This is a genomic window from Faecalibacterium sp. 7 (assembly GCF_049562865.1).
GTDB lineage: Bacteria > Bacillota > Clostridia > Oscillospirales > Ruminococcaceae > Faecalibacterium > Faecalibacterium wellingii.
In genome coordinates this window covers 1,662,226-1,682,503 of record NZ_CP186911.1, presented here as the reverse complement: position 1 = coordinate 1,682,503, position 20,278 = coordinate 1,662,226, and the positions used below count along the sequence as shown (strand labels likewise).

General features: G+C 56.4%; 17 protein-coding genes and 1 tRNA gene. 4 read left to right on the top strand and 14 right to left on the bottom strand.

Annotated elements, in window-relative coordinates:
- Positions 1-10: 10 nt before the first annotated feature.
- The 7 genes from ACKXF7_RS08215 to alaS all read right to left on the bottom strand — a co-directional run bounded on the left by ACKXF7_RS08215 (position 11) and on the right by alaS (position 7,499).
- Positions 11-625 carry a toprim domain-containing protein gene (locus ACKXF7_RS08215; RefSeq protein ID WP_423741037.1) on the bottom strand — a complete coding sequence of 205 codons (615 nt, stop codon included), beginning with the start codon at positions 623-625 and terminating at the stop codon, positions 11-13.
- On the bottom strand, positions 622-1,497 hold the full coding sequence (gene holA, locus ACKXF7_RS08210) for a DNA polymerase III subunit delta (RefSeq protein ID WP_423741036.1): 876 nt from the start codon (positions 1,495-1,497) through the stop codon (positions 622-624). The genes ACKXF7_RS08215 and holA overlap by 4 nt, the downstream gene beginning before the upstream one ends.
- Positions 1,478-1,648: a hypothetical protein gene (locus ACKXF7_RS08205; protein ID WP_423741035.1), complete on the bottom strand. Its 171-nt coding sequence runs from the start codon at positions 1,646-1,648 to the stop codon at positions 1,478-1,480. Before ACKXF7_RS08205 ends, holA begins: the two co-directional genes overlap by 20 nt.
- Before the next feature lie 63 nt (positions 1,649-1,711).
- A complete protein-coding gene (locus ACKXF7_RS08200) occupies positions 1,712-3,739 on the bottom strand; it encodes a ComEC/Rec2 family competence protein (RefSeq protein WP_423741034.1) in 2,028 nt (675 codons plus the stop codon).
- Positions 3,740-3,829: 90 nt separating this feature from the next.
- Positions 3,830-4,369, bottom strand: a complete 540-nt coding sequence (locus tag ACKXF7_RS08195; RefSeq protein WP_339395898.1) for a phosphoribosyltransferase family protein — start codon at positions 4,367-4,369, stop codon at positions 3,830-3,832.
- 26 nt (positions 4,370-4,395) lie between these two features.
- Positions 4,396-4,728: a histidine triad nucleotide-binding protein gene (locus tag ACKXF7_RS08190; protein ID WP_249237126.1), complete on the bottom strand. Its 333-nt coding sequence runs from the start codon at positions 4,726-4,728 to the stop codon at positions 4,396-4,398.
- 107 nt (positions 4,729-4,835) lie between these two features.
- Entirely contained in the window at positions 4,836-7,499 is a 2,664-nt protein-coding gene (alaS, locus tag ACKXF7_RS08185; RefSeq protein ID WP_423741033.1) for an alanine--tRNA ligase, read from the bottom strand.
- 514 nt (positions 7,500-8,013) lie between these two features.
- Between alaS and ACKXF7_RS08180 the strand changes: the two genes are divergently transcribed.
- On the top strand, positions 8,014-8,964 hold the full coding sequence (locus tag ACKXF7_RS08180) for an RluA family pseudouridine synthase (RefSeq protein ID WP_339395894.1): 951 nt from the start codon (positions 8,014-8,016) through the stop codon (positions 8,962-8,964).
- Between the two features lie 64 nt (positions 8,965-9,028).
- On the opposite strand, the gene ACKXF7_RS08175 is transcribed toward ACKXF7_RS08180, so the two are convergent.
- From ACKXF7_RS08175 to ACKXF7_RS08165, 3 genes are all read right to left on the bottom strand, one after another.
- Positions 9,029-10,054, bottom strand: coding sequence for a hypothetical protein (locus tag ACKXF7_RS08175; RefSeq protein ID WP_423741032.1), 1,026 nt, complete (start codon positions 10,052-10,054; stop codon positions 9,029-9,031).
- Between the two features lie 276 nt (positions 10,055-10,330).
- Complete coding sequence (locus ACKXF7_RS08170) at positions 10,331-10,678, bottom strand: maltose acetyltransferase domain-containing protein (protein ID WP_423742622.1); 348 nt, start codon at positions 10,676-10,678, stop codon at positions 10,331-10,333.
- Between the two features lie 50 nt (positions 10,679-10,728).
- Positions 10,729-11,592, bottom strand: a complete 864-nt coding sequence (locus ACKXF7_RS08165) for a helix-turn-helix domain-containing protein (RefSeq protein WP_339395892.1) — start codon at positions 11,590-11,592, stop codon at positions 10,729-10,731.
- A gap of 249 nt (positions 11,593-11,841) precedes the next feature.
- On the opposite strand from ACKXF7_RS08165, the gene ACKXF7_RS08160 reads away from it, so the two are divergent.
- The 3 genes from ACKXF7_RS08160 (at position 11,842) to ACKXF7_RS08150 (ending at position 16,620) form a co-directional block, all read left to right on the top strand.
- Complete coding sequence (locus ACKXF7_RS08160) at positions 11,842-13,212, top strand: MFS transporter (RefSeq protein ID WP_423741031.1); 1,371 nt, start codon at positions 11,842-11,844, stop codon at positions 13,210-13,212.
- 114 nt (positions 13,213-13,326) lie between these two features.
- The gene (locus tag ACKXF7_RS08155) at positions 13,327-16,410 is read left to right on the top strand and encodes a glycoside hydrolase family 2 TIM barrel-domain containing protein (protein ID WP_423741030.1); all 3,084 of its coding nucleotides are present in this window, start codon (positions 13,327-13,329) and stop codon (positions 16,408-16,410) included.
- A gap of 27 nt (positions 16,411-16,437) precedes the next feature.
- Positions 16,438-16,620 (top strand): hypothetical protein, encoded by a 183-nt coding sequence (locus tag ACKXF7_RS08150; RefSeq protein WP_423741029.1) that lies wholly within the window; start codon positions 16,438-16,440, stop codon positions 16,618-16,620.
- 118 nt (positions 16,621-16,738) lie between these two features.
- Here ACKXF7_RS08150 and ACKXF7_RS08145 read toward each other — a convergent pair whose 3' ends face one another.
- From ACKXF7_RS08145 to ACKXF7_RS08130, 4 genes are all read right to left on the bottom strand, one after another.
- Positions 16,739-16,990, bottom strand: coding sequence for a DUF6061 family protein (locus tag ACKXF7_RS08145; RefSeq protein WP_423741028.1), 252 nt, complete (start codon positions 16,988-16,990; stop codon positions 16,739-16,741).
- Positions 16,991-17,232: 242 nt separating this feature from the next.
- Positions 17,233-17,310: transfer RNA gene (locus tag ACKXF7_RS08140), tRNA-Pro, on the bottom strand.
- Between the two features lie 83 nt (positions 17,311-17,393).
- Complete coding sequence (locus tag ACKXF7_RS08135; RefSeq protein WP_423741027.1) at positions 17,394-18,173, bottom strand: ComF family protein; 780 nt, start codon at positions 18,171-18,173, stop codon at positions 17,394-17,396.
- Positions 18,173-20,275: an S-layer homology domain-containing protein gene (locus tag ACKXF7_RS08130; RefSeq protein WP_423741026.1), complete on the bottom strand. Its 2,103-nt coding sequence runs from the start codon at positions 20,273-20,275 to the stop codon at positions 18,173-18,175. Before ACKXF7_RS08130 ends, ACKXF7_RS08135 begins: the two co-directional genes overlap by 1 nt.
- Positions 20,276-20,278 lie beyond the last annotated feature (3 nt).

Below are 20,278 nucleotides of genomic sequence, written 5' to 3'. Positions count from 1 at the left end.
CGCCATGCAGTCAACTATCCAAAATTTTCAACTGCATCTCGTCCAATTGTTCAAACGTATACAGTCGGTTCAGTGCCTCCACCAGTTCCTTTTTGGAAAGACGCGGCGGCAGACCCAGCGCGTTCAGCAGCTTTGCCTTGCGTTCGGCACTGCCCGGCCTGCCGGAGAGCCCCCACTCATAGAGATCGGTATAGGTCATCTGCCGTCCTTCCGGACGGGCTGCTGCGGCACCCGCTTCTGCGCCAAGGGCATCCCGCAGCGCCTGCAGAACGATGGCGTCGTCCACGCCCTCGACCCCCAGCAGGCCCTCCTTGCCGGGCTGTTCCTTGCGCTTTTCCTTGCCGTGGATCGCGGGCACATAAGCCTGCACCACATTCTTTTCTCCCACCAGATTGGTGATGTAGGTGCGGATGCGGAAGCCTGCCGCGTCCGAATCCGTCAGCAGGATCAGGCCGTTTTTCTGCGCCAGCGCTTTGAACAGCTGCTGGCGCTTTTTGTCGCTGTAAATGCCAAAGCCGTCGGTCAGCAGGATCATGGCATCGGTCAGATGGGAAAGCCGGGCCGCATCGTATTTGCCTTCCACAATGAGCACCCGGCTGGTATGGATCATTTCGTTTTCCTTCATCGTCCGCTCCCCGCCATTGCCAACCGGCACAGCGCTGTTTCCAGCAGGATCTGGTCATCGGTGGGCTGGCTTTTCAGGCTCTGGTCCAGTTCCAGAAGCACCTGCATACAGTTTTCGATCTGGCCCAGCGTGTAGTGCGAGGCCGTCTCGGCCGAACGCTTGAGCCGGTAGTCACTGCCCTTGTAGCCGAAATCCTTGAACACGGTGCCGTAAGGCTTGCGCTTTGCCGCGCCCAGCTTGACACGGTACAGGTCCACATAACTGCCGATCAGTGCCGCCGTGATGGCAATGGGCTCCTGCTGCAGGCGCAGCAAAGTCTGCAGCTTTTTGCAGGCACCTGTGGCGTTTTTGGCCGTGATCATGCGGATCATTTCAAACACATCCGCTTCCAGACTCACGGTGCCCATCTCGGCCACCATCGCTGCCGTGACCGTCTGGTACCCGGACAATGCACAGAGCTTGTCCACCTCATTTTCCAGCAGGAAAGGGTCCTCGCCGCAGCGTTCCAGCAGCGCCGCCGCTGCGCCGTCCGGCAGGCTGGTGCCCTGTTCTTTGGCGCGGTCGATCATCATCATTTTCAGCTCAAAGGGCTTCGGCTTAGCCAATTCTTCGGTGTAGCCGATGCTTTTGCACTGCGCGATGAGCTTCTGCGCTTTTTTGTTCAGCCTGAGCTTACTGCGCTCCAGCTCAAACACGCTTCCCAGCACCACCACGGCATTTTCCAGACTGGCAAGCGTGCTGCTGAGCTCTTCCAGATCCTTATCCCCATAGCTGCCGGGTTCCAGCTCCGGCAGCACCACCACACGCCGGGTCCCAAAAAAAGAAATGGTGCCCGCTGCCATGATGAGCTGTTCATTCCGGCGCACCGCCATCCAGAATGGTGGCGTCCTCGTCGCTGTCTGCGGTCAGGATGCGGGTGGCCGCTGCCACGGCCTGCCGCACCAGATACCGTTCACTGGAATAAAAATAGTAGACCGGGCAGCCCTTGTCTGCCAGCTGCCGGAGCCTGGTTTCGGTGGCCATGCAGGCACCCCCTTTTCCCTCATGTTGTTCTATTGTACCACACTCTGCCCGGATTGCAAAGCATCACTCCGCTCTAAGCCCGCCATACCGCCGCAGGCTGAGGGACGAGGACTGCACTGCTCCGCCGGGCATCCAATCATACCGCCGCAGAGCCAGAACCTCTTTATACTGTACCGCCTCCGGCCTTGCAGGAGATGCCAGAAGCCACCGGGCCGAGACCGGCTGCGCCAGCTCCACCCTGCCGCTCAGGGTCACGAACTGCCGGTTGCCGATGGTCAGCCGCACAAGGCAGCCGTTCCGGGTGCGCAGGACTTCCACGAGTGCGGGTGTGCACTTCTGCTTTTGCGCGGTGTTCACAGACAGTTCTTCTGCCAAAACGCTCTGTTCCGCTTCCAGCGCACAGGGCGTTTCCGGTTTTGTGCGCAGATCCACCAGCAGTTCAATTTTCGCCGCGCCCCGCCGGGCCAGCTGTTCTTCCACTGCATTCCGGACCGAATTCCCGCCCCGGAACAGTACCACAGCGGTATCGTTCTGGGTGACCACCACTGCCGGCGCGTTGGCGCTGCCCACAAGGTCGATATGCACCACATCCCGGCTGAGGGCATTGCCCAGCCCAACGGAAACCGCCGCTGTCAGCACAATGCAGGGCACGGCCACCCGCAGACGCAGACGCCAGCGGAAGGCCAGCCAGCACAGCAGGATGAGCACCAGACAGACAATGGCCGCATAGGCCGTATCAAAGTAGAGCCCCGCACCCGGTTTTGCCGCTATCCAGACGGCCCAGCGGTCGAGCAGGCCGGTCAAGGCTGCAGACAGTACGGAGAGCACACCGTGCAGCGGCGCAAGAGCGGGCACAAGCCCGGTGAACGCCGTACCGAGACCCAGCAGCATCATGGGCTGGATGAGCCAGAGGACCGCCACGCTGGAGACCACTGCCCAGATGCTGACGCTCAGCCCACGCAGCACCAGCACCGGAAAGGTCGCCGCAGACGCACAGACTGAAATGCAGACGCTTTCTGCAAGGCCCCAAAGGCGCTCCGGCAGTTTGAAATACCATGGGCGCTTCACCGGAGCGCTTGCTTTACTCCGGAAACGGATGCTGTACCACATCCGAATGCGGCGGATACACGCACCGCCCGCCACCGTGCCCAGCACCGCCGCAAAGGAAAGCTCAAAGCCGATATCACACACGGCATAGCTGCTGCCTGCTGTCATTGCGATGCCGGCCACCGCCAGAGAGGTAAGGGTATCCGGCGGGGCGTACAGCCACACCCCCAGCGCACTGACCCACACCGCTGCCGCTGCACGAAGCACCGAGGGCGTAAAGCCGGTCACGCCCACCAGCAGCAACGCAAGCAGCGCCTTCCACACTGCTCTCAGGCGCAGCACCGCATAGCAGCGTTCTTTCTTCCTGCGTGCATCCAAGCGGAACACCTCGCCGCACAGGATAGATACATGCATTCCGCTCACCACCAGCACATGGGCAAGGCCCGCGCCCCGGTAGGCGCTGCGCAGCGCCGGGGAAAGGTGTGCCCGGTCGCCCACCGTCATGGCCGCCAGCACGCCGCCGGTCTTGCCATCCATGCGGCGGCGCAGGGCTGCGCTGAGCCTTTGCTGCAGCCGGTGGGTGCGGGCACGGAAGCTGCTGCTCTGCCCCAGCTGTTTGAAATCCGGTTTCTCCTCGTCCGGTTCTGCCAGCAGCACAATGCCGTCCGCATACAGGCCGACCCGGCTCTGCTGTACCGGAACGGACAACACAAATCTGCCCTGCACCCGCTGCCCCGCCTCACATTCCGGCAAGGTCTCGCATTCCACCCGGAAGGAGGTCTTTGCACCATTGATCTTCTCCACCCGCAAGACTGCGTCCACAACGCCGGGATAGTAAGAGTCCGAAACGCTTTCCACCTCTGCCGTCAGCACCAGCGGGCGGGCGGTATATTGCACGCGGATGCGCTCCAGCCGGTTTGCCGTGTACAGCACCGATGCCATACCCACCGCAGCACCCAGCAGGATGCAGAGCGCCGCTTTGCGGGCAGCATCAAAGATGCACAGCACCAGACAAACGGCAACAAAAAATGCCGCAAACGGCACAAAAAGCTCCGTTTGCGGCAAAAAAGCACACACGAACTCAACACCCAGCATTCCAGCGCAGAAAACGCAGAGCGGGCGTCGCATGGCAGCTTAGTGGAAGAACAGGGGCAGCGGCTCCAGGAAGATGATATCCTTGCGCTCAGCTGCATCGCCCTCGGCCAGAACAGCGGCCTGGCCCACAATGGTGCACTGGGTCTGCTCAGCCAGCGCATCCAGAGCCTTGAGGGAGCCGCCGGTGGAGATGACATCATCCACCACCAGAACGCGCTTGCCGCTCATCTTATCCAGCTCCTTGCGGTCGATGACCAGCTTCTGCTTGCCGGCAGTGGTGATGGACTGATCCTCCACCACCACGGGGTCGGTCATATACAGCTTTTCGCCCTTGCGTGCGCAGACGTAGGGCTTGCCGCTCTGGCGGCTCATCTCGTGGGCCAGAGGGATGCCCTTGGCCTCAGCGGTCAGCAGGATATCAAAGTCCGGGCACTTTTTCAGCAGCTCGGTGGCAGCAGCCACGGTCAGCTCGGCGTCACCCAGCATGATAAAAGCCGCAATGTCCATGTGGTCATTCACCTTGCAGATGGTCAGCTCACGGGTCAGGCCTGCAACATGCAGGGTATAAGTCTCAGCCATAATTCAACGCTCTCCCTTTTTTGGAATCAGACGGGCAGCTTTTCGCCGCCCAGAACATGGAAATGCAGATGCTTCACGGTCTGGCCTGCGTCCTCGCCAACATTGGAAATGACGCGGTAACCGTTTTCCAGACCCTGCTCCGCAGCCAGCTTTGCGATCACTGCAAAGATATGGCCCAGCAGTGCGCCGTCCTCTTCGGTCAGCGCAGCAGCAGAGGTGATGTGCTTTTTGGGCACCACCAGAAAGTGCACCTTGGCCTGCGGGTTGATGTCGTAGAACGCCACCACCTGCTCGTCCTCGTACAGCTTCTTGGAGGGGATCTTGCCCTCCGCGATCATGCAAAACAGACAATCTTCCATGGGGAACAACTCCTTCCTGATATTTTATAAACGTCTCCGCCCTCTCAGGCCGCTTTGCGTCCAGCTTTCCCAAAGGGAGAGCCGGGCCTAAGGGCGGGCCCGTTTTCTTATTCGCCCAGAGCCTTCTTGACGATGGTGCTGACAGCCGCCAGAGCCTCATCGATCTTGGTCTCGTCCTTCAGGCCAGCCATTGCAAAGTCCGGCTTGCCGCCGCCCTTGCCGCCAGCAATGGCAGCGATCTCCTTGACCAGAGCACCGGCCTTCAGGCCCTTTTCCTGTGCCTGCTTGCTCACAGTGACAGCCATAGTGATCTTGTCCTCAGCCTTGCCCACCAGAACCGCCACAGCGGGCTTCACAGCCTTGTCGCGGATGGTATCGCACATGCCGCGCAGGGTGTCGCCGGTGGTGCCGGTGAAGTATGCAGAAGCGATCTTCACGCCGCCGATCTCCTCGGCATTGTCAAACAGGCTGGTCACCTTGGAAGCGGCGACCTGTGCCTTGATCTCTTCCAGCTCCTTGGCCAGAGCCTTGTTCTCAGCCATCACGGCCTCGGCACGGACGGGCAGAGCGGTCACGTTGTTTGCCTTCAGGGTGTTTGCCACGGTATGCAGCATAGCCTCCTGCAGGTTTGCACGGATCAGCAGGTTGCGGCCGGTGACAGCCTCGATGCGGCGGATGCCCGCAGCAACGGAGGCCTCGCTCACGATCTTGAAGCCGCCGATCTGGGCGGTGTTCTTCACGTGGGTGCCGCCGCAGAACTCAGTAGACCAGCCCTCGATGTCCACAACACGCACGACCTTGCCGTACTTTTCGCCGAACAGAGCCATTGCACCCAGCTTCTTGGCTTCCTCAATGGGCATTTCCCGGACGGTGACATTCATGGACTCGTAGATCTTGTCGTTCACGATCTTCTGCACGCGGGCCAGTTCCTCGGGAGTGACAGCGCTGAAGTGGGTAAAGTCGAAGTGCGTGATCTCTGCATCCTGATAGGAGCCTGCCTGATGCACATGGTCGCCCAGCACTTCACGCAGCGCTGCCTGCAGCAGATGGGTGGCGGTGTGGTTGCGGGCAATGGCCATGCGGTATTCCTTGTCCACCTGAGCGTTCAGATGGTCGCCCACCTTCACGATGCCGCTCTCCAGCACGCAGGTGTGGACGTAGTAGCCCTTGGGGGTCTTCTTCACATCCAGCACGCGCAGGCTGCAGTCAGCGCTGTTCAGCACGCCGTGATCCGCAGCCTGACCGCCCATCTCAGCGTAGAAGGGAGTCTTATCCAGAACCACCAGCACGCCATCCTTTGCTTCCTCATCGGTAGCAATGGCGTCGGTCAGGGTCTCCTCGTCGCTCAGGGCGACCACGACACCGGTGTCGTTCAGGGTCTCGTAGCCAGTAAAGACGGTGGGCTCTGCATTCAGCGCACCGAACAGATCCTCGCTCCAGCCGGAGATATTCTTCTTCAGGCGCTCCGCACGGGCACGCTCCTTCTGCTTGGTCATTTCGGCGTGGAAGCCTTCCTCGTCGACCTCAATGCCCTGCTCCGCAGCGATCTCCTTGGTCAGATCCAGCGGGAAGCCGAAGGTATCATTCAGCTTGAACACGTCCAGGCCCTTCAGCAGATGCTCATGTGCCTTTTCCAGACCGTCGATCATGTTGTTCAGGATGTTCATACCGGCATCAATGGTGCGGGCAAAGTTTGCCTCCTCGGTGCCGATGACCTTCTTGATATAAGCATCGTGCTCGCGCAGCTCGGGGTATGCGCTCTCGCTGGACTGGATGACAGTCTCCACCAGCTCCACCAGGAACGGGCGGGTGATGCCCAGCATACGGCCATGGCGGGCAGCACGGCGCAGCAGGCGGCGCAGCACATAGCCGCGGCCCTCGTTGGAAGGCAGGATGCCATCGGACACCATGAAGGTGCAGCTGCGGATGTGGTCGGTGATGACACGGATGGAGATATCGGTCTTGTCGTCCTCGCCGTAGGTCTTGTTGGCAATGTGCTCTACATGGTGCAGCACGCTCTGCACGGTGTCAACCTCAAACAGGTTGCCCACGCCCTGCATCACGCAGGCCAGACGCTCCAGACCCATGCCGGTATCGATGTTGGGGCGTGCCAGACGCTCGTAGTGGCCCTTGCCGTCGGCGTCGAACTGGCTGAACACCAGATTCCAGATCTCCATATAGCGGTCGCAGTCGCAGCCCACGCCGCAGGTCGGCTTGCCGCAGCCATACTCAGGGCCGCGGTCAAAGTAGATCTCGGAGCAGGGGCCGCACGGGCCGGAGCCATGCTCCCAGAAGTTGTCTTCCTTGCCCAGACGCACCATGTGGTCGGGGGCGATGCCCACCTTCTTGGTCCAGATATCGTAAGCCTCGTCGTCCTCTTCGTACACAGAGATGTGCAGGCGGTCCTTCGGAATGGCCATCCACTCGTCAGAAGTCAGGAACTCCCATGCCCAGGGAATGACCTCCTCTTTGAAGTAATCCTGGAAGGAGAAGTTGCCCAGCATTTCAAAGAAGGTGCCGTGGCGGGCAGTGATGCCAACACGCTCGATATCCGGGGTGCGGATACACTTCTGGCAGGTGGTCACGCGGTGACGGGGCGGCTCCTCCTGAGCCAGAAACCACTTTTTCATAGGTGCCATGCCGCTGTTGATGAGCAGCAGGCTGGGGTCGTTCTTGGGCACCAGCGGGAAGCTGTCCAGACGCAGGTGGCCCTTGCTCTCAAAGAAGCTCAGGTACTTTTCACGCAGTTCATTCAAACCGGTCCATTGCATAGGTTTTCTCTCCTCGATTGTCCTTGGCGTTTGCACGTCAGATTTATGATTATGGCAGACGGGGCGGGTGGGCGCAGAAAACAAAAAACAGCCCCATCCCAAAAGGGACGAGGCTGCCTGTAAACTGCTCCGTGGTACCACCCAAATTGCAAAGGATAAAATGTGTCCCCTGCCGCTTTCGGCGCGTTAACGCTGCGCTGCGTCCGACTTGTGTCGCCGGAAGCTCCGGGGCGGCACGAAACGAGACCTGCCGGAGCGCCTTGCAGCTGGGAGCGCTCTCTCTGGGCGGCGGTGTACATTTCTGACCCCATCATTGCCATCTGTCATAATATTCATGCACATGCGGAAAGCACACAGTTCTTTCCGCGTACAGTTAAATTATAGCATGAGCCGGGCGTTTGTCAACGGGTTTGGACAAAATTTTCAGTCTGCTGTGCTTGACGCAGCGTGCCTGTTCCGCTACAATAAAAATATTGAAAGCACATTCTTATTTTATAATAGAGAGGAATATTCCGTGAAGATTTTAAAAGTAAAATGTCTTGCCCCTACCCGGCTGGACAATTATCTGACCCAGCAGTACCCCGCCCTGACCCCCGGCCGCCTGAACAAGGCCCTGCGGGAGAACAAGATCAAGCTGAACGGCAAAAAGCAGCCACTTTCCACCCGCGTGATGGCCGGTGACGAGATCAAGCTGTTCATTCTGGATGAAGTTCTGGATGCGGACCGCCGTGTGGAAGGCCCGGCGTGGAAGAACGCCCGCGGCCCGGCACAGGTGGTCTACGACTGCCCGCAGATCGTTATTGTGAACAAGCCCGCCGGTCTTGCCGTGGACGGCCCGGAGGACGACACGCTGCTGAACCGCACCCTGCTCTACCTGAACCAGCAGGGCGAGTACAAGGAGAACGACCTGTACACCCCGGCGCTGTGCCACCGGCTGGACACCGGCACCAGCGGCCTTGTCATCGTTGCCAAGACCCCGGAGGCCGAAGAGCTGTTCCTTGCAGCCATCAAGAACCGCGAAGTGAAAAAGACCTACCTCTGCGTCACCTTCGGCCGTCCGACCCCGCCGGATGCCACTCTGGGCGGCTATCTGCTTAAGGACGCCGACCGCGGCATCGTGAAGATCGTGGAGGACAAGCAGCCCGGTGCCAGGGACGTGGAGACCCGGTACGAGACCATCGCCGTCTCCGGCCGTCTGGCCCTGCTGAAGGTGCAGCTGATCACCGGCCGCACCCATCAGATCCGCGCCCACATGGCCAGCATCGGCTGTCCCATTCTGGGCGACAGCAAATACGGCAACAACACCGCCAACCGCGAGCTGAAACTCAAGTATCAGGCCCTGTGCGCATGGGAACTGACTATGCCCCGCTTCAACCAGCCGGACTTTGCCTTCCTCAGCGGCAAGACCTTCCACGCCCCCAAACCGTGGTATTACAATCAGGTGCTGGACGGCACGCTGAAATAAGCCCATAACACCAAAAAAGATGACCCGGAGCGGCAGGCCCCGGGTCATCTTTTTGTTTTGCGTTTTAGTGGAAGAGGCTTTCAAGCCAGCCCAGCGTGGACTCGGTTGCACTGGTAAACGAATCCTGAACCTCCTGAATGCTGTCCAGCAGCTTGGCGCCCTCGGTATCTTTTACCGACCAGTAAGTTCCGGTGCTTGCAGAACCATCCGAAACCGTAAAGTCGCTGGTGAAGCAAAGGTTATCGCCATTGGAGTCGGTCACGATCACCATGTAAGTGTAGCTGCCTGCAGGCAGTTCGCCAAAACGGATCTCGCTGTCCAGCGTCTTGAAGGAAAAGCCCGCCGCATTGGGCGATGCCTGCGCCGTGACCACAGTCTGGTCATTTTCATCCAGCACTGCCACCTGAACATCGGTCAGCGTCATGCCCAGTGCAGCGTTCGCGGTACCGGTCATAGCCATGCCCTTGCCTGCATGGATGTTGATGGGATAACTCATACCCTCCAGCCGCAGGCTGTCCGGCGAGGACGCAACCGCGTTGTGATCGGATGCCACGTACCAGTAGCAGGAAGAGCCGCTGATCGAAACACTGGAATTTTCCAGCGGGATACGGCCGGAAGAAATATTACCTGCCGGGTCGGAGCAGTAGAAAGTACCATTGGTGTAATCGGTCAGCAGCAGCGCATGGGGCTGTCTGCGGTCATACAGCACGATGCCCTCCGGATGCTGCGACAGCAGGGTAATGAGGGTCTGAATCTTTTCCTGTTTGCGGGAAGGCAGGGTTCCGTAGCCCACCTGCATTTCCTTATATGTAAAGCTGTGAGAGAGACCGTTGGCCCATGCCGTGGAGCGTACGCTGTTTTCTGTCACAGCGGTCCAATCCGTCAGACCATCAAGATACGCCCGGCGGCGCAGCATCATGGCTGCGGATGCCAGCGTGCAGGTGCCGCCGCGGCTCTGCTTGAAATAGAAGCCCGCGTCCACATTCAGGTCCACTGCCAGAGCAGCAGGCAGGCAGGTGAGCATTACCACCAACGTCAGCACAAGGCTCAGCAGTTTTTTGCGGAAATGGGACGGTACAGCGGTATTCACGGTCGATTCTCCTTTCAGCTTCTGCAATTCCTGTTATCTACCGCTATAAAGTATACCAGCCTGTTACCATTTTGTAAACGTTTATGAAGCGTTTTTCTCAATATCAACACGTTTGGGCAGATTTTGTTAGAGAGAATGCATAGTTTCCAGAGCGATATTCTACATTTTCGACAAAAAAATCAGCCCGTAAAAAGGATGCGGGAAAAATTTTTTCAGCGCAAGTCTACCAGGTTTCTCTGATTTCCCCAGACGATCCCGGTAGTCCTTCCGGATCCTTTATGCCAGTCGTCGCAGGCATTCGATCAAAGCAGGCGTGCCTGCGATCGACCAGATAAAATCGTTGGCATTGTGGTCAGAATTGTGGTCAAAACCAAATGAGGCCAACCCGAAGTTGGCATAGACATAATCGCCCATGTGAACGTGCTTTCCGCCCCAGTTGGCGTGAAACGGCGGCTCGATCCAGCAGCCTGCGCCGCACTCTGCAAGCATTTCTTTCAAAAGCTGCTCCCGTTTTGCGTGTTCGGAAGGGCGGGTATGATTATAAGCATACAGCCGCTCCATGCAAAGTTCCTGCTCTGCCATGATGGATTCATCCGTTGGGTCGTAGACTTGTTGGCTGTGGATCGCATTTTTATCGGCATGGTTCTACTCTCCTTATTTATAAGGAATCTTTCTCATTTTTCAGTAGATTCTTCCAGATTCTTTCGGTACTGTGCCGGACTGACACCATACTCTTTCTTGAATACCCGGCTAAAATAGAGTGGGTTATCATACCCTACGATCTCTGCAATTTCTCCAATATTGTATTCGGTGCTCTCCAATAAGCTTTGTGCATTTACCATCCGAAGGGACAGGATGTATTGTGCAGGGCTTATTTTCATGTACTGCTTAAAATTACGGATAAACCAGTTCGTACTGATATGCAGCGATTCTGCGTAATCGTCCACACTGACCTTTGTATTATAATTCTCGTTAAAGTAGGCAACGGCGGCTTCGATTTCTTCCGGGATGCTTGTAGTTGTTTTCTCGCTTTCCTGCTGTTGCCTGCTTACTAAAAGCAGAATGATGTTGAAGAGTGAAGCAATATAGTCTTCATAGCCATATTCACATTGTTGCAGTTCCCGGATGATCTTTCGGAACAGCATTTTGTAATCCGGCAGTGTGCCGCTGTAAAAAACGTGCTTGTCCAATGGTATTCCGTGATAGTTCAGGATGTTTTTGACATCGTATCCTGTAAAGTGAATCCAGAACACCTCTGGATGATCTTCTACATAGTAGACATACTTCTGGATTTCTTTCGGCTGATAAAGCACCATGTGTCCAGAAGTCACCACTTCCTCAACACCATCGAACCAGAAGTGTGCTTTACCAGATGCCACATAGAGGATTTGATAGTCTCTGCGACCCTTTGCCCAAAAAGTAGGTAGCTTAGGGCGTTTTTTCAAGCGATAAGTGCCGCAGCTGCCTACGACCAGCGGCTTTGAGTAGTCTTTGAAATCCAAACGGGAGTTGTTCAAATATCCTGAGTTGAAATACATCCCTGCGTCCTCCTCATCTTCAGAGATTTTACAGTGATTTGAGAAATGTTCTATCAAAAAATTACAAACACTTTGATTTTGTGCATATTTTGTTCCATCTTGTCTATATCTTTTCGTTCCATTAGATTCTATAATATTTTCAGACGAAACACAAGAGATTTGGGCAACTTGCGTAATGAGAATTCCAGTCTGAAGTGCGCAGCAGATTGGTCGCGCCCACACAAAACAAGCAAGATGGGAGAAAGCACAATGACTGAGAAACGTTATCTAAAGTGGTATAATAAAGTCGGCTATGGTTCAGGCGATATTGCAGGCAACGTGGTGTATGCATTCCTGTCCTCCTTCGTCATGATCTATCTGACCAACACCGTTGGCCTGAACCCCGGTATTGTCGGCACTCTGATTGCAGTTTCCAAACTGCTGGACGGTGTGACGGACATTTTCTTTGGTTCCTTGATTGACAAAACGCATTCTAAGATGGGCAAAGCCCGTCCTTGGATGCTGTACGGCTACATTGGCTGTGCCATTACGCTGGTGGCAATTTTCGCCATTCCGACCAATCTGGGACAGTTTGCACAGTACGCATGGTTCCTGATCGCATATACTCTGCTGAACGCTGTATTCTACACTGCCAACAACATTGCCTACTCTGCACTGACTGCTCTCATCACGAAGAACAGTGCCGAACAGGTCGAGATGGGTTCTTGGCGTTTCATGTTCGCCTTTGCCACCAGCCTGCTCATCCAGTCCATCACGCTGGGTGCTGTTACGGCATTGGGCGGTGGTGCTGCCGGTTGGCGCACTGTTGCAATCATCTACGCCATCATCGGTCTGCTTGTCAACACCCTCTCCGTTTTCTCCGTGAAGGAACTGCCGGAAGGCGAATTGGAGGATACCACCGACAAAAAGGAAATCGAGCAGGACGAAAGGTACAATCTGGTTCAGGCTGCAAAGCTGCTTGCTGGTAACAAATATTATATGATGATTTGCGTCACCTACATTTTGCAGCAGATCTACGGTGCCATGATCAGCATGGGCACCTACTATGCAACCTACATCCTTGGCAACCAGAATCTGTTCGGTGTATTCTCTTGGGCAATCAACATTCCTCTGATCATCGCACTGGTGTTCACCCCGACCTTGGTTGCAAAGTGGAATGGAATGTATAAGCTGAATGTAATGAGCTATACTCTGGCAACGATTTCTCGTGCACTGGTTGCTGTAGCTGGTTACATGGGCAGCGGCAATGTGACCTTGATGCTGCTCTTTACTGCAATCGCAGCACTTGGTCAGGGTCCTTGGCAGGGCGATATGAACGCTGCGATTGCTGCTTGCTCTGAATATACTTGGCTGACGAAGCATAAGCGCGTGGATGGCACGATGTACTCCTGCACTTCTCTCGGTGTGAAGCTGGGCGGCGGTCTGGGTACTGCCATCACCGGCTGGCTGCTGGCTGCAAGCCATTTTGACAGCGCTCTGACCGTTCAGCCGGATTCCTGCATCAATATGCTGAAGATCATGTATCTGGTGATTCCGTTTGCTCTGGATGCCATCATCACCTTCATTCTCTCTCGTATGAAGGTCGAAGAAGCAAATGAAAAACTGCGTGCAGCAGTCTGACAACAAGCCATTATCATTTCTCCTTCATCTGCTGTTCCCCGGAGGAATCCAGCGATTCCTCCGGGGAGGCTGGAGAAATATTATAAAATTATAAAAGGTAAATGAGGAAATACTATGGCTGCATTTGATTTTGCAAAAGTAAAAGACCCCACCTTTTTCAAGGAAAACGTGCTGAATGCTCATGCAAGTTTCCGTACTTACGCTTCCCGCGAAGAATATCGGACAGGCTCCTCTTCTTTGGCGCTGAAGCTGGACGGTATCTGGAAATTCGCCTACGCAAAGAACTACACCAGTGCCATCCCCGGCTTTGAAAAGACGGATTACGATTGCAGCGGCTGGGATGACATTCATGTTCCGGCACACATCCAGATGGAGGGCTACGACATTCCCCAGTATGCGAATATTCAGTATCCGTGGGATGGCCGTGAAGAAGTACAGCCGGGCGAGATCCCGCAGCGGTTCAATCCGGTGGCAAGCTATGTAAAATACTTCGATCTGCCGGAATCCATGCAGGGCAAGCCCGTCCACATCGAGTTCGAGGGTGTGGAAAGCGGCATGGCTCTTTGGCTGAACGGGTCTTATGTGGGTTACACCGAGGACAGCTTCTCCGCACACGCATTCGATCTGACTCCCTATCTCCAGCCGGGCGTGAACAAACTTGCTGTGCAGGTGTTCAAGTGGACTTCCTCCAGCTGGTGCGAAGATCAGGACTTCTTCCGCTTCTCCGGCATCTTCCGCAGCGTGTGGCTGTACGCCATCCCCACCGTGCATCTGGAAGATATATCCGTCAAAACGCTGTTTGCCGGGGATGATTTTACTCATTCCACGCTGGAAGTTGCACTGCAGGTGGAGGGCAAGGGCGCAGCCCGTCTGACCCTGCGCCGCAGTGAGCTGGAAGTGTTCTCCGAAAAAATCGCACTGAACGGCGGCTCTGCGCTATTCAGCCATGCGGTGGAGAACCCCCACCTGTGGAGTGCAGAGGACCCGGCTCTGTATGAACTGGAAATTGAGCTGCTGGACGATGCAGGCCATCTGGTAGAGGTGACCGGGCAGAAAATCGGTTTCCGCAAGTTCGAGCTGAAGAACAATCGGATGCTGCTCAACGGCAAGCGCATCGTGTTCAAGGGTGCCAACCGTCATGATTTCAGCTCTATTACGGGTCGTGCTGTGGGCGTACACACCCATGAGGAACTGCTTCGGGACATCATCACCATGAAGCAGAACAACATCAATGCCATCCGTACCAGCCATTACCAGAATCAGGATGCACTGTACGACCTGTGCGACGAGTATGGTCTGTATCTGATCGCAGAGAACAATCTGGAATCCCATGGCACATGGGACATCCATCAGGCGGGCATTCGCGGCATCGAGGGCGTTTTGCCCAATGATAAGCCGGAGTGGAAAGCTGTCTTGTTTGACCGCATGAATTCCACTTACCAGCGTGACAAAAACCATCCTGCTGTTCTGATCTGGTCTCTGGGCAACGAATCGTTTGGTGGTGAGACCCTGCTCCAGATGGCAGAGATGGTCCGCCGCTTTGATGACACCCGTCTGGTGCATTACGAAGGTGTGGTCAATGATCCCCGCTTCCTCGAAACCACCGATATCGAGAGCCATATGTACAGCACGGTCAAGGACATTAAAGAGTATCTGGCACAGGGCGATAAGCGGCCTTATATCGAGTGCGAATATTCTCATGCTATGGGCAACTCCAACGGTGCTTTGCACAAGTACACTGAACTTGCCGACCAGAAGGACTGCGGCTATCAGGGCGGCTTTATCTGGGATTACATCGACCAGTCCATCTGGAAAAAAGACCGCTACGGCAAGTGGTTCCAAGCCTACGGCGGCGACTTCGGTGAGCGTCCTACCGACTATAATTTCAGCGGGAACGGCATTGCCTACGGTGGTGATCGTGCTCCTTCTCCCAAGATGCAGGAGGTCAAGTTCTGCTATCAGAACATCGCCATTTCCATCGACAACTCTGGCTTTGAAGTCTGGAACAAGAACCTGTTCACCTCTACGGATGCCTTCGACTGCGTTGCACTGCTGCACCGTGATGGAAAGCTGTATCAGCAGCAGGAACTAGCCAATATTGATGTTGCTCCCGAAGAGCGTTCCAGCTTCCCGCTGCCGTTTATGGTTCCTGCGCTCCCCGGTGAATATGCAGTGACCATCAGCTTCCGTTTGAAGGAGGACACCAGCTGGGCAAAGAAGGGTCATGAAGTCGCCTTTGGACAGGGTGTGATCGCTGTGGTTCGTTCCATTCCCAGCAAGAAGGTCACGCCGTTTACCGTTACGCACGGTACACACAACATCGGTGTCCGTGGTGAGAATTTCGATGTTTTGTTCTCCGACCTGAATGGCGGCCTGACTTCCTACCGCTATGCCGGCAAGGAGATGATTCAGGAGATTCCCCGCCCCAACTTCTGGCGCGCCCCCACCGACAACGACTGCGGCAACAACATGGGCGGCGTTCGCGGTCAGTGGAAGCTGGCAAGTCTGTATGCTACCGCCAAGGGCATCGGCAAGGAGATTCCGTCTGTTCATGGCGGCACCATCCTCCAGAACCCCACCTGTGAGGTGGAAGCCGACAGCGTGGTCGTGACCTATCTCTATAACCTTCAGACCAGCCCCGCAGCAGAGTGCAGCCTGCAGTACCGTGTGTTCGGTGATGGCCGCATCCAGACTACCCTGCACTATGACCCGGTGGAAGGACTTGCAGCAATGCCGGAGTTCGGCGTACTGTTCAAGATCGACGCTGACTACGACACGGTGGAGTGGTACGGAAACGGCCCTGCGGAGACCTACTGGGATCGTCAGCATGGTGCAAAGCTGGGCATTTACCAGAACAAGGTCGCAGACAACATGGCGCAGTACCTTGTGCCGCAGGAGTGCGGTGCAAAGACCGCTGTGCGCTGGGCAAAGGTAGTGGACCGCAAGGGTCGCGGGCTGCTGTTTACCGCAGATGCCGCAAAGCCCATGTTCTTCTCTGCGCTGCCCTACACTCCCCATGAAATGGAGAGTGCCAAGCATCCCTACGAGCTGCCCCCGGTGCATTACACGGTCATCCGTGCTATGGGCGAGCAGATGGGCGTTGGCGGCGATGACAGCTGGGGTGCCAATGTCCACCCGGAGTATATTCCTGATGTGACCAAGCCTGTGGAGTTCACCTTTACGTTCCGTGGCATCTGATGATTGCCCGCAAATGAGGTGTTCTCTGTGAAAAAAGCGAAAGATCAGTCTGGATCTGAACCAGCCGAACTAGCATCCCTTGTTGGAGAAAGGATCAAAAAGATCCGCAAAGAAGAGGGGTTAAGCCTAGAGCTTTTTGCTTTACGTTGTGACATGAATGCCGCATACGTTGGGCATACTCTTTCTCCCGGCATGTCCCCGGTGCGATGACCGATGCGGATGTACCTGATCCGTTCCGTGCCATCCGGCAGGAGCTTCGGGGACAGAAGATGCCGAATATCGAAAGATAAGAAATGCCGTTCCAGTTGCTTTTGGAACGGCATTTCTCTTAATCTTCTAACCCATGGCTCCCGGCCACTTTCTTCAAATATTCCTTCGGGTCACCGTTCAGAATCAAATCGGCATAGCCAAGCGGGTCATTATAGACGAGATAGTCTAACTCCGACCTCTGCGCCATGGTCACATCCAGCGCATCCTCGACCCCGGTGCAGTCAATGGAGATTTTTCTCCCATCCCGGAACAGCAGCTCCACGCAGCCGGTGTCCATGTTGAACTTGCAAACGCTTTCATCGTACTTCATGTTCGTGTCCTCCTGAAATCATGTGTGGCTTATGTCGGTCAATCCATGATTTTGGATTTTATCTTCCACGGACACCTGCATGGAACTTGTCGGGGCAAAGCCCCTCCATCTGCTAACACAGACCGTTCCGTCGCTTAAAAGCCCCACTGGGGCTTTCATTGCTTCGCAAACGCTAATTTTCCGAAGAAAACAAATAATCCGAACCCATCTCCTATCGGAAACAAGTTCGGATTATTTTTGTTTGGTCCGAGTGGCGAGAATCGAACTCACGGCCTCTTGAACCCCATTCAAGCGCGCTACCAAAACTGCGCTACACCCGGATATCTGTAAGCGGTTATCGCTCACAGCTCAATCAGTATACTTGATTCAGGGTGTTTTGTCAAGCTTTTTCGGCCAGATTTTTTCAAAAATCCGGTTTATTTTCCTGCAGCGGCTGATCTTTTGCGGGGAACGCTTCAAATTCAACGGTGGCAAGTGCAATTGCAAACACGCTTTCTGCACCTGCCGCCAGCAGGGCCTGCGCACAGGCCGCAGCCGTAGCACCGGTGGTGATCACATCGTCCACCAGCAGCACCTTCCGGCCTTCGATCCTGTCCGGATCTGTCACGCGGAACGCGCCCGCCACATTGGCCATGCGCTGCTCAAACGGCAGGCCCGCCTGATGCTGCTTTGCACGGGCGCGGCCCAGTGCCTCCGGGTACAGCGGAACGCCCAATGCCCGTGTCAGCGGCAAAGCCATGAGCTGCGGCACATTGTAGCCGCGGGCTGTGCCGGATGCCGACACAGGAACGATGCAGTCATATCCAAGGGACATGCCCTCCACCAGTTCCGGCAGCAGCTCTGCACCCGACATTCGCACCTCACTGCCAAAGGCCAGCTTTGCCAGCCAGACGCCCATTTCCACTGCTGCCCACGGTGCGGCATGATATTTGGTGTGCAAAACGCCCCGCCGTACACAGCCCTCATACCGGAAGGGCGCCGCCGCACCGGCCAGCCTGCCCAGATAATGCTGGGAAGCATCCAGCCGCATGCCCGGCTTCCTGCGCAGTTCTTCCAGTTCTGCGGCACAGTCCGGGCATGTGGGCACACTGCCCAGCACCTGATCGCAGAACGGGCAGCGGCGTGGATACACCAGCTGTCTTGCCCCACGCAGCAGGCGGCACGGAACGCTGTAGTAATCCATCAGTCCTTCTTGACAGCTACGATGACACGCACACGCTTGCCCGCAGCACAGCCAAAGTTATCGTACCAGCCGGTAAGATGGTACTCGTCCGAGTTCACTTCGGTCAGCTTGGTCGCGTAATACTGGCCCTTATACCACAGGTAGACCTGTGCATCGTCCGCCATCTCAAACCGTTTTCCGTTGCTCATGACCGATGCTGCGCCCACCTGATCGATCTTCATGGGCATCAGCTGGACCATCGTCTTTACGCTGCCGGTGGTCTCCTTGCGGGCTGCAACACCGCCCACCAGCACCGGATATTTGACGTTGGTGGTGAACGCCACCTGCGAACCATTGACATAGCACACATAGGTGGCGCCGCCGCCAATGTAACGGAAGATTGACGCATAGGGTTCCCCTACAAGGGTGCCCACCTGCCGCAGACCCAGACTGAGCAGGCTGTCCGTGTTGGCCGTAATCTTCTGCCAGACGGTGGAGAGGATGTCGCCGTTGATCACGCCCCACAGCACCTCGCTGGTGGTGGGCACCAGAACACCCTTCAGGTCGCCCACGATCTTATCCTGCGTATCCGTGCTGGTGCTGGAACCGGTCGAAAGGATGGTGGCCAGCGTTTTCAGCTCGGAAGAATTGACCGAAACATTTTTGATATCGTCCAGCACGCCATAGGTCCACAGGTCGCCGGTGACATCGTTCAGGATCAGGCGGTCGATCTCGCCTTTCTCATTCAGCGTATAATAGCGGACATTCAGAAGATTCAGGTCTGTCCCCGCTAGGCGGCTGGGACGAATCGTCCCAGCCACACCCTCCGAAGTCGTATCCAGAATCTGCACATCGTCTGCCAGAGTGTACTTGCCCAGCGTTGCCGCATCCGCACTGACCTTGCCGGTAACGACCTTGTTCTCGATGCCGCTCACGGACTCGCCTTCCGGCGTTACGCGGATCTCCACCAGCCAGCCCGTGGGATAGTTCAGGCTTTTGTCCACATTCACAGTGCGCTGAATGCCGTCGGTGCACATGACCGACACGCGCTGCAGCACATCCGCGCCGTTGTCTTCCACAAGGCTGCGGGCTGCGCCCTGTACCACGCCGTAGAACACCTCATCGGCTTCTGCACCGGTGATCACGTCTGCTGCTTCGTTGTTCATGCCCAGCAGCAGGGTGACCACTTCGCCCACACCGCCGCCGTTCAGGCTGGACACCTTGGAGGCAACTGCCGTGCTGCCCAGCTGATAGCTGACGCCTGCCACGGTAACGGCCGTGGGTGCGCTGGCGCTGGGCGAAACGGCTGTGATGCGGCCTGCTGCTTTGCGGGTGTAGATCCATACAGTCTGCAGACTTTCGCTGTAATAATACACATCGTAACGGTTCAGCTCGGCAGAAGCCGAAACTTTATCGTTGCGGTAAACACTGACCGGTGCAAACGGCAGCTGGGTGCCTTCCGCTGCCACAAAGGGGCCCTTCAGGCTCTTGAGCATCACGGTAGAGGTATCCACCTGACCGTTCGCCACCGTAAAGCCCAGACTGGTGCCATAGGCGCCGCCGGCGGCTGTGTTTGCCGTGAGGGTGTTATACAGCAGCAGAGCACAATCCCCATAGTTCATGGTCTCGCCCTGATTGCGGTTCAGCTGGTTGCGCAGACCCAATTCCTGTGCTTTGGTCAGCTGCGCCATCGGGAACACGCCATTCAGTTCGGTCATTTTATAGCCCAGCAGCTTGAGCGCTGCCGTGCAGGCCTCTTCCAGCGTAACTGCGTTGTCCGGACGGAAGGTGCCGTCGGTGTAGCCGTTCATCCAGCCCTGCTGCACCGCAATGCGCACATAAGGTGCCCACTGGGAGGTGCCGGGCACATCCTTATACAGGGTGCCGATGTTGCCCTGCTGGGCTGCGCTTTCGCGGTAGGCCGAAAAGGAGACCAGCATCCTGGCAAATGCACCGCGGGTGACGGCAGCATCCAGACTGCCGGTCTGGCTGGTATCCATAGCGCCCAGCGTGATGGCCGTCTGGATGGCCGAGTTGTTCAGGCTGGCCGCCGATGCCGGCAGCACCAGCATGGACACAGCCATGCATGCTGCAAGCAGACATGCGAGAAGACGTTTTTTCATAGG

Bases quoted from the DNA above. Each gene is read 5' to 3' on its own strand.
- ACKXF7_RS08215 (WP_423741037.1), bottom strand. From the start codon at position 625: ATGAAGGAAAACGAAATGATCCATACCAGCCGGGTGCTCATTGTGGAA.
- holA (WP_423741036.1), bottom strand. From the start codon at position 1,497: ATGGCGGTGCGCCGGAATGAACAGCTCATCATGGCAGCGGGCACCATT.
- ACKXF7_RS08205 (WP_423741035.1), bottom strand. From the start codon at position 1,648: ATGGCCACCGAAACCAGGCTCCGGCAGCTGGCAGACAAGGGCTGCCCG.
- ACKXF7_RS08195 (WP_339395898.1), bottom strand. From the start codon at position 4,369: ATGGCTGAGACTTATACCCTGCATGTTGCAGGCCTGACCCGTGAGCTG.
- ACKXF7_RS08190 (WP_249237126.1), bottom strand. From the start codon at position 4,728: ATGGAAGATTGTCTGTTTTGCATGATCGCGGAGGGCAAGATCCCCTCC.
- alaS (WP_423741033.1), bottom strand. From the start codon at position 7,499: ATGCAATGGACCGGTTTGAATGAACTGCGTGAAAAGTACCTGAGCTTC.
- ACKXF7_RS08165 (WP_339395892.1), bottom strand. From the start codon at position 11,592: ATGTATTTCAACTCAGGATATTTGAACAACTCCCGTTTGGATTTCAAA.
- ACKXF7_RS08160 (WP_423741031.1), top strand. From the start codon at position 11,842: ATGACTGAGAAACGTTATCTAAAGTGGTATAATAAAGTCGGCTATGGT.
- ACKXF7_RS08155 (WP_423741030.1), top strand. From the start codon at position 13,327: ATGGCTGCATTTGATTTTGCAAAAGTAAAAGACCCCACCTTTTTCAAG.
- ACKXF7_RS08145 (WP_423741028.1), bottom strand. From the start codon at position 16,990: ATGAAGTACGATGAAAGCGTTTGCAAGTTCAACATGGACACCGGCTGC.
- ACKXF7_RS08135 (WP_423741027.1), bottom strand. From the start codon at position 18,173: ATGGATTACTACAGCGTTCCGTGCCGCCTGCTGCGTGGGGCAAGACAG.
- ACKXF7_RS08130 (WP_423741026.1), bottom strand. From the start codon at position 20,275: ATGAAAAAACGTCTTCTCGCATGTCTGCTTGCAGCATGCATGGCTGTG.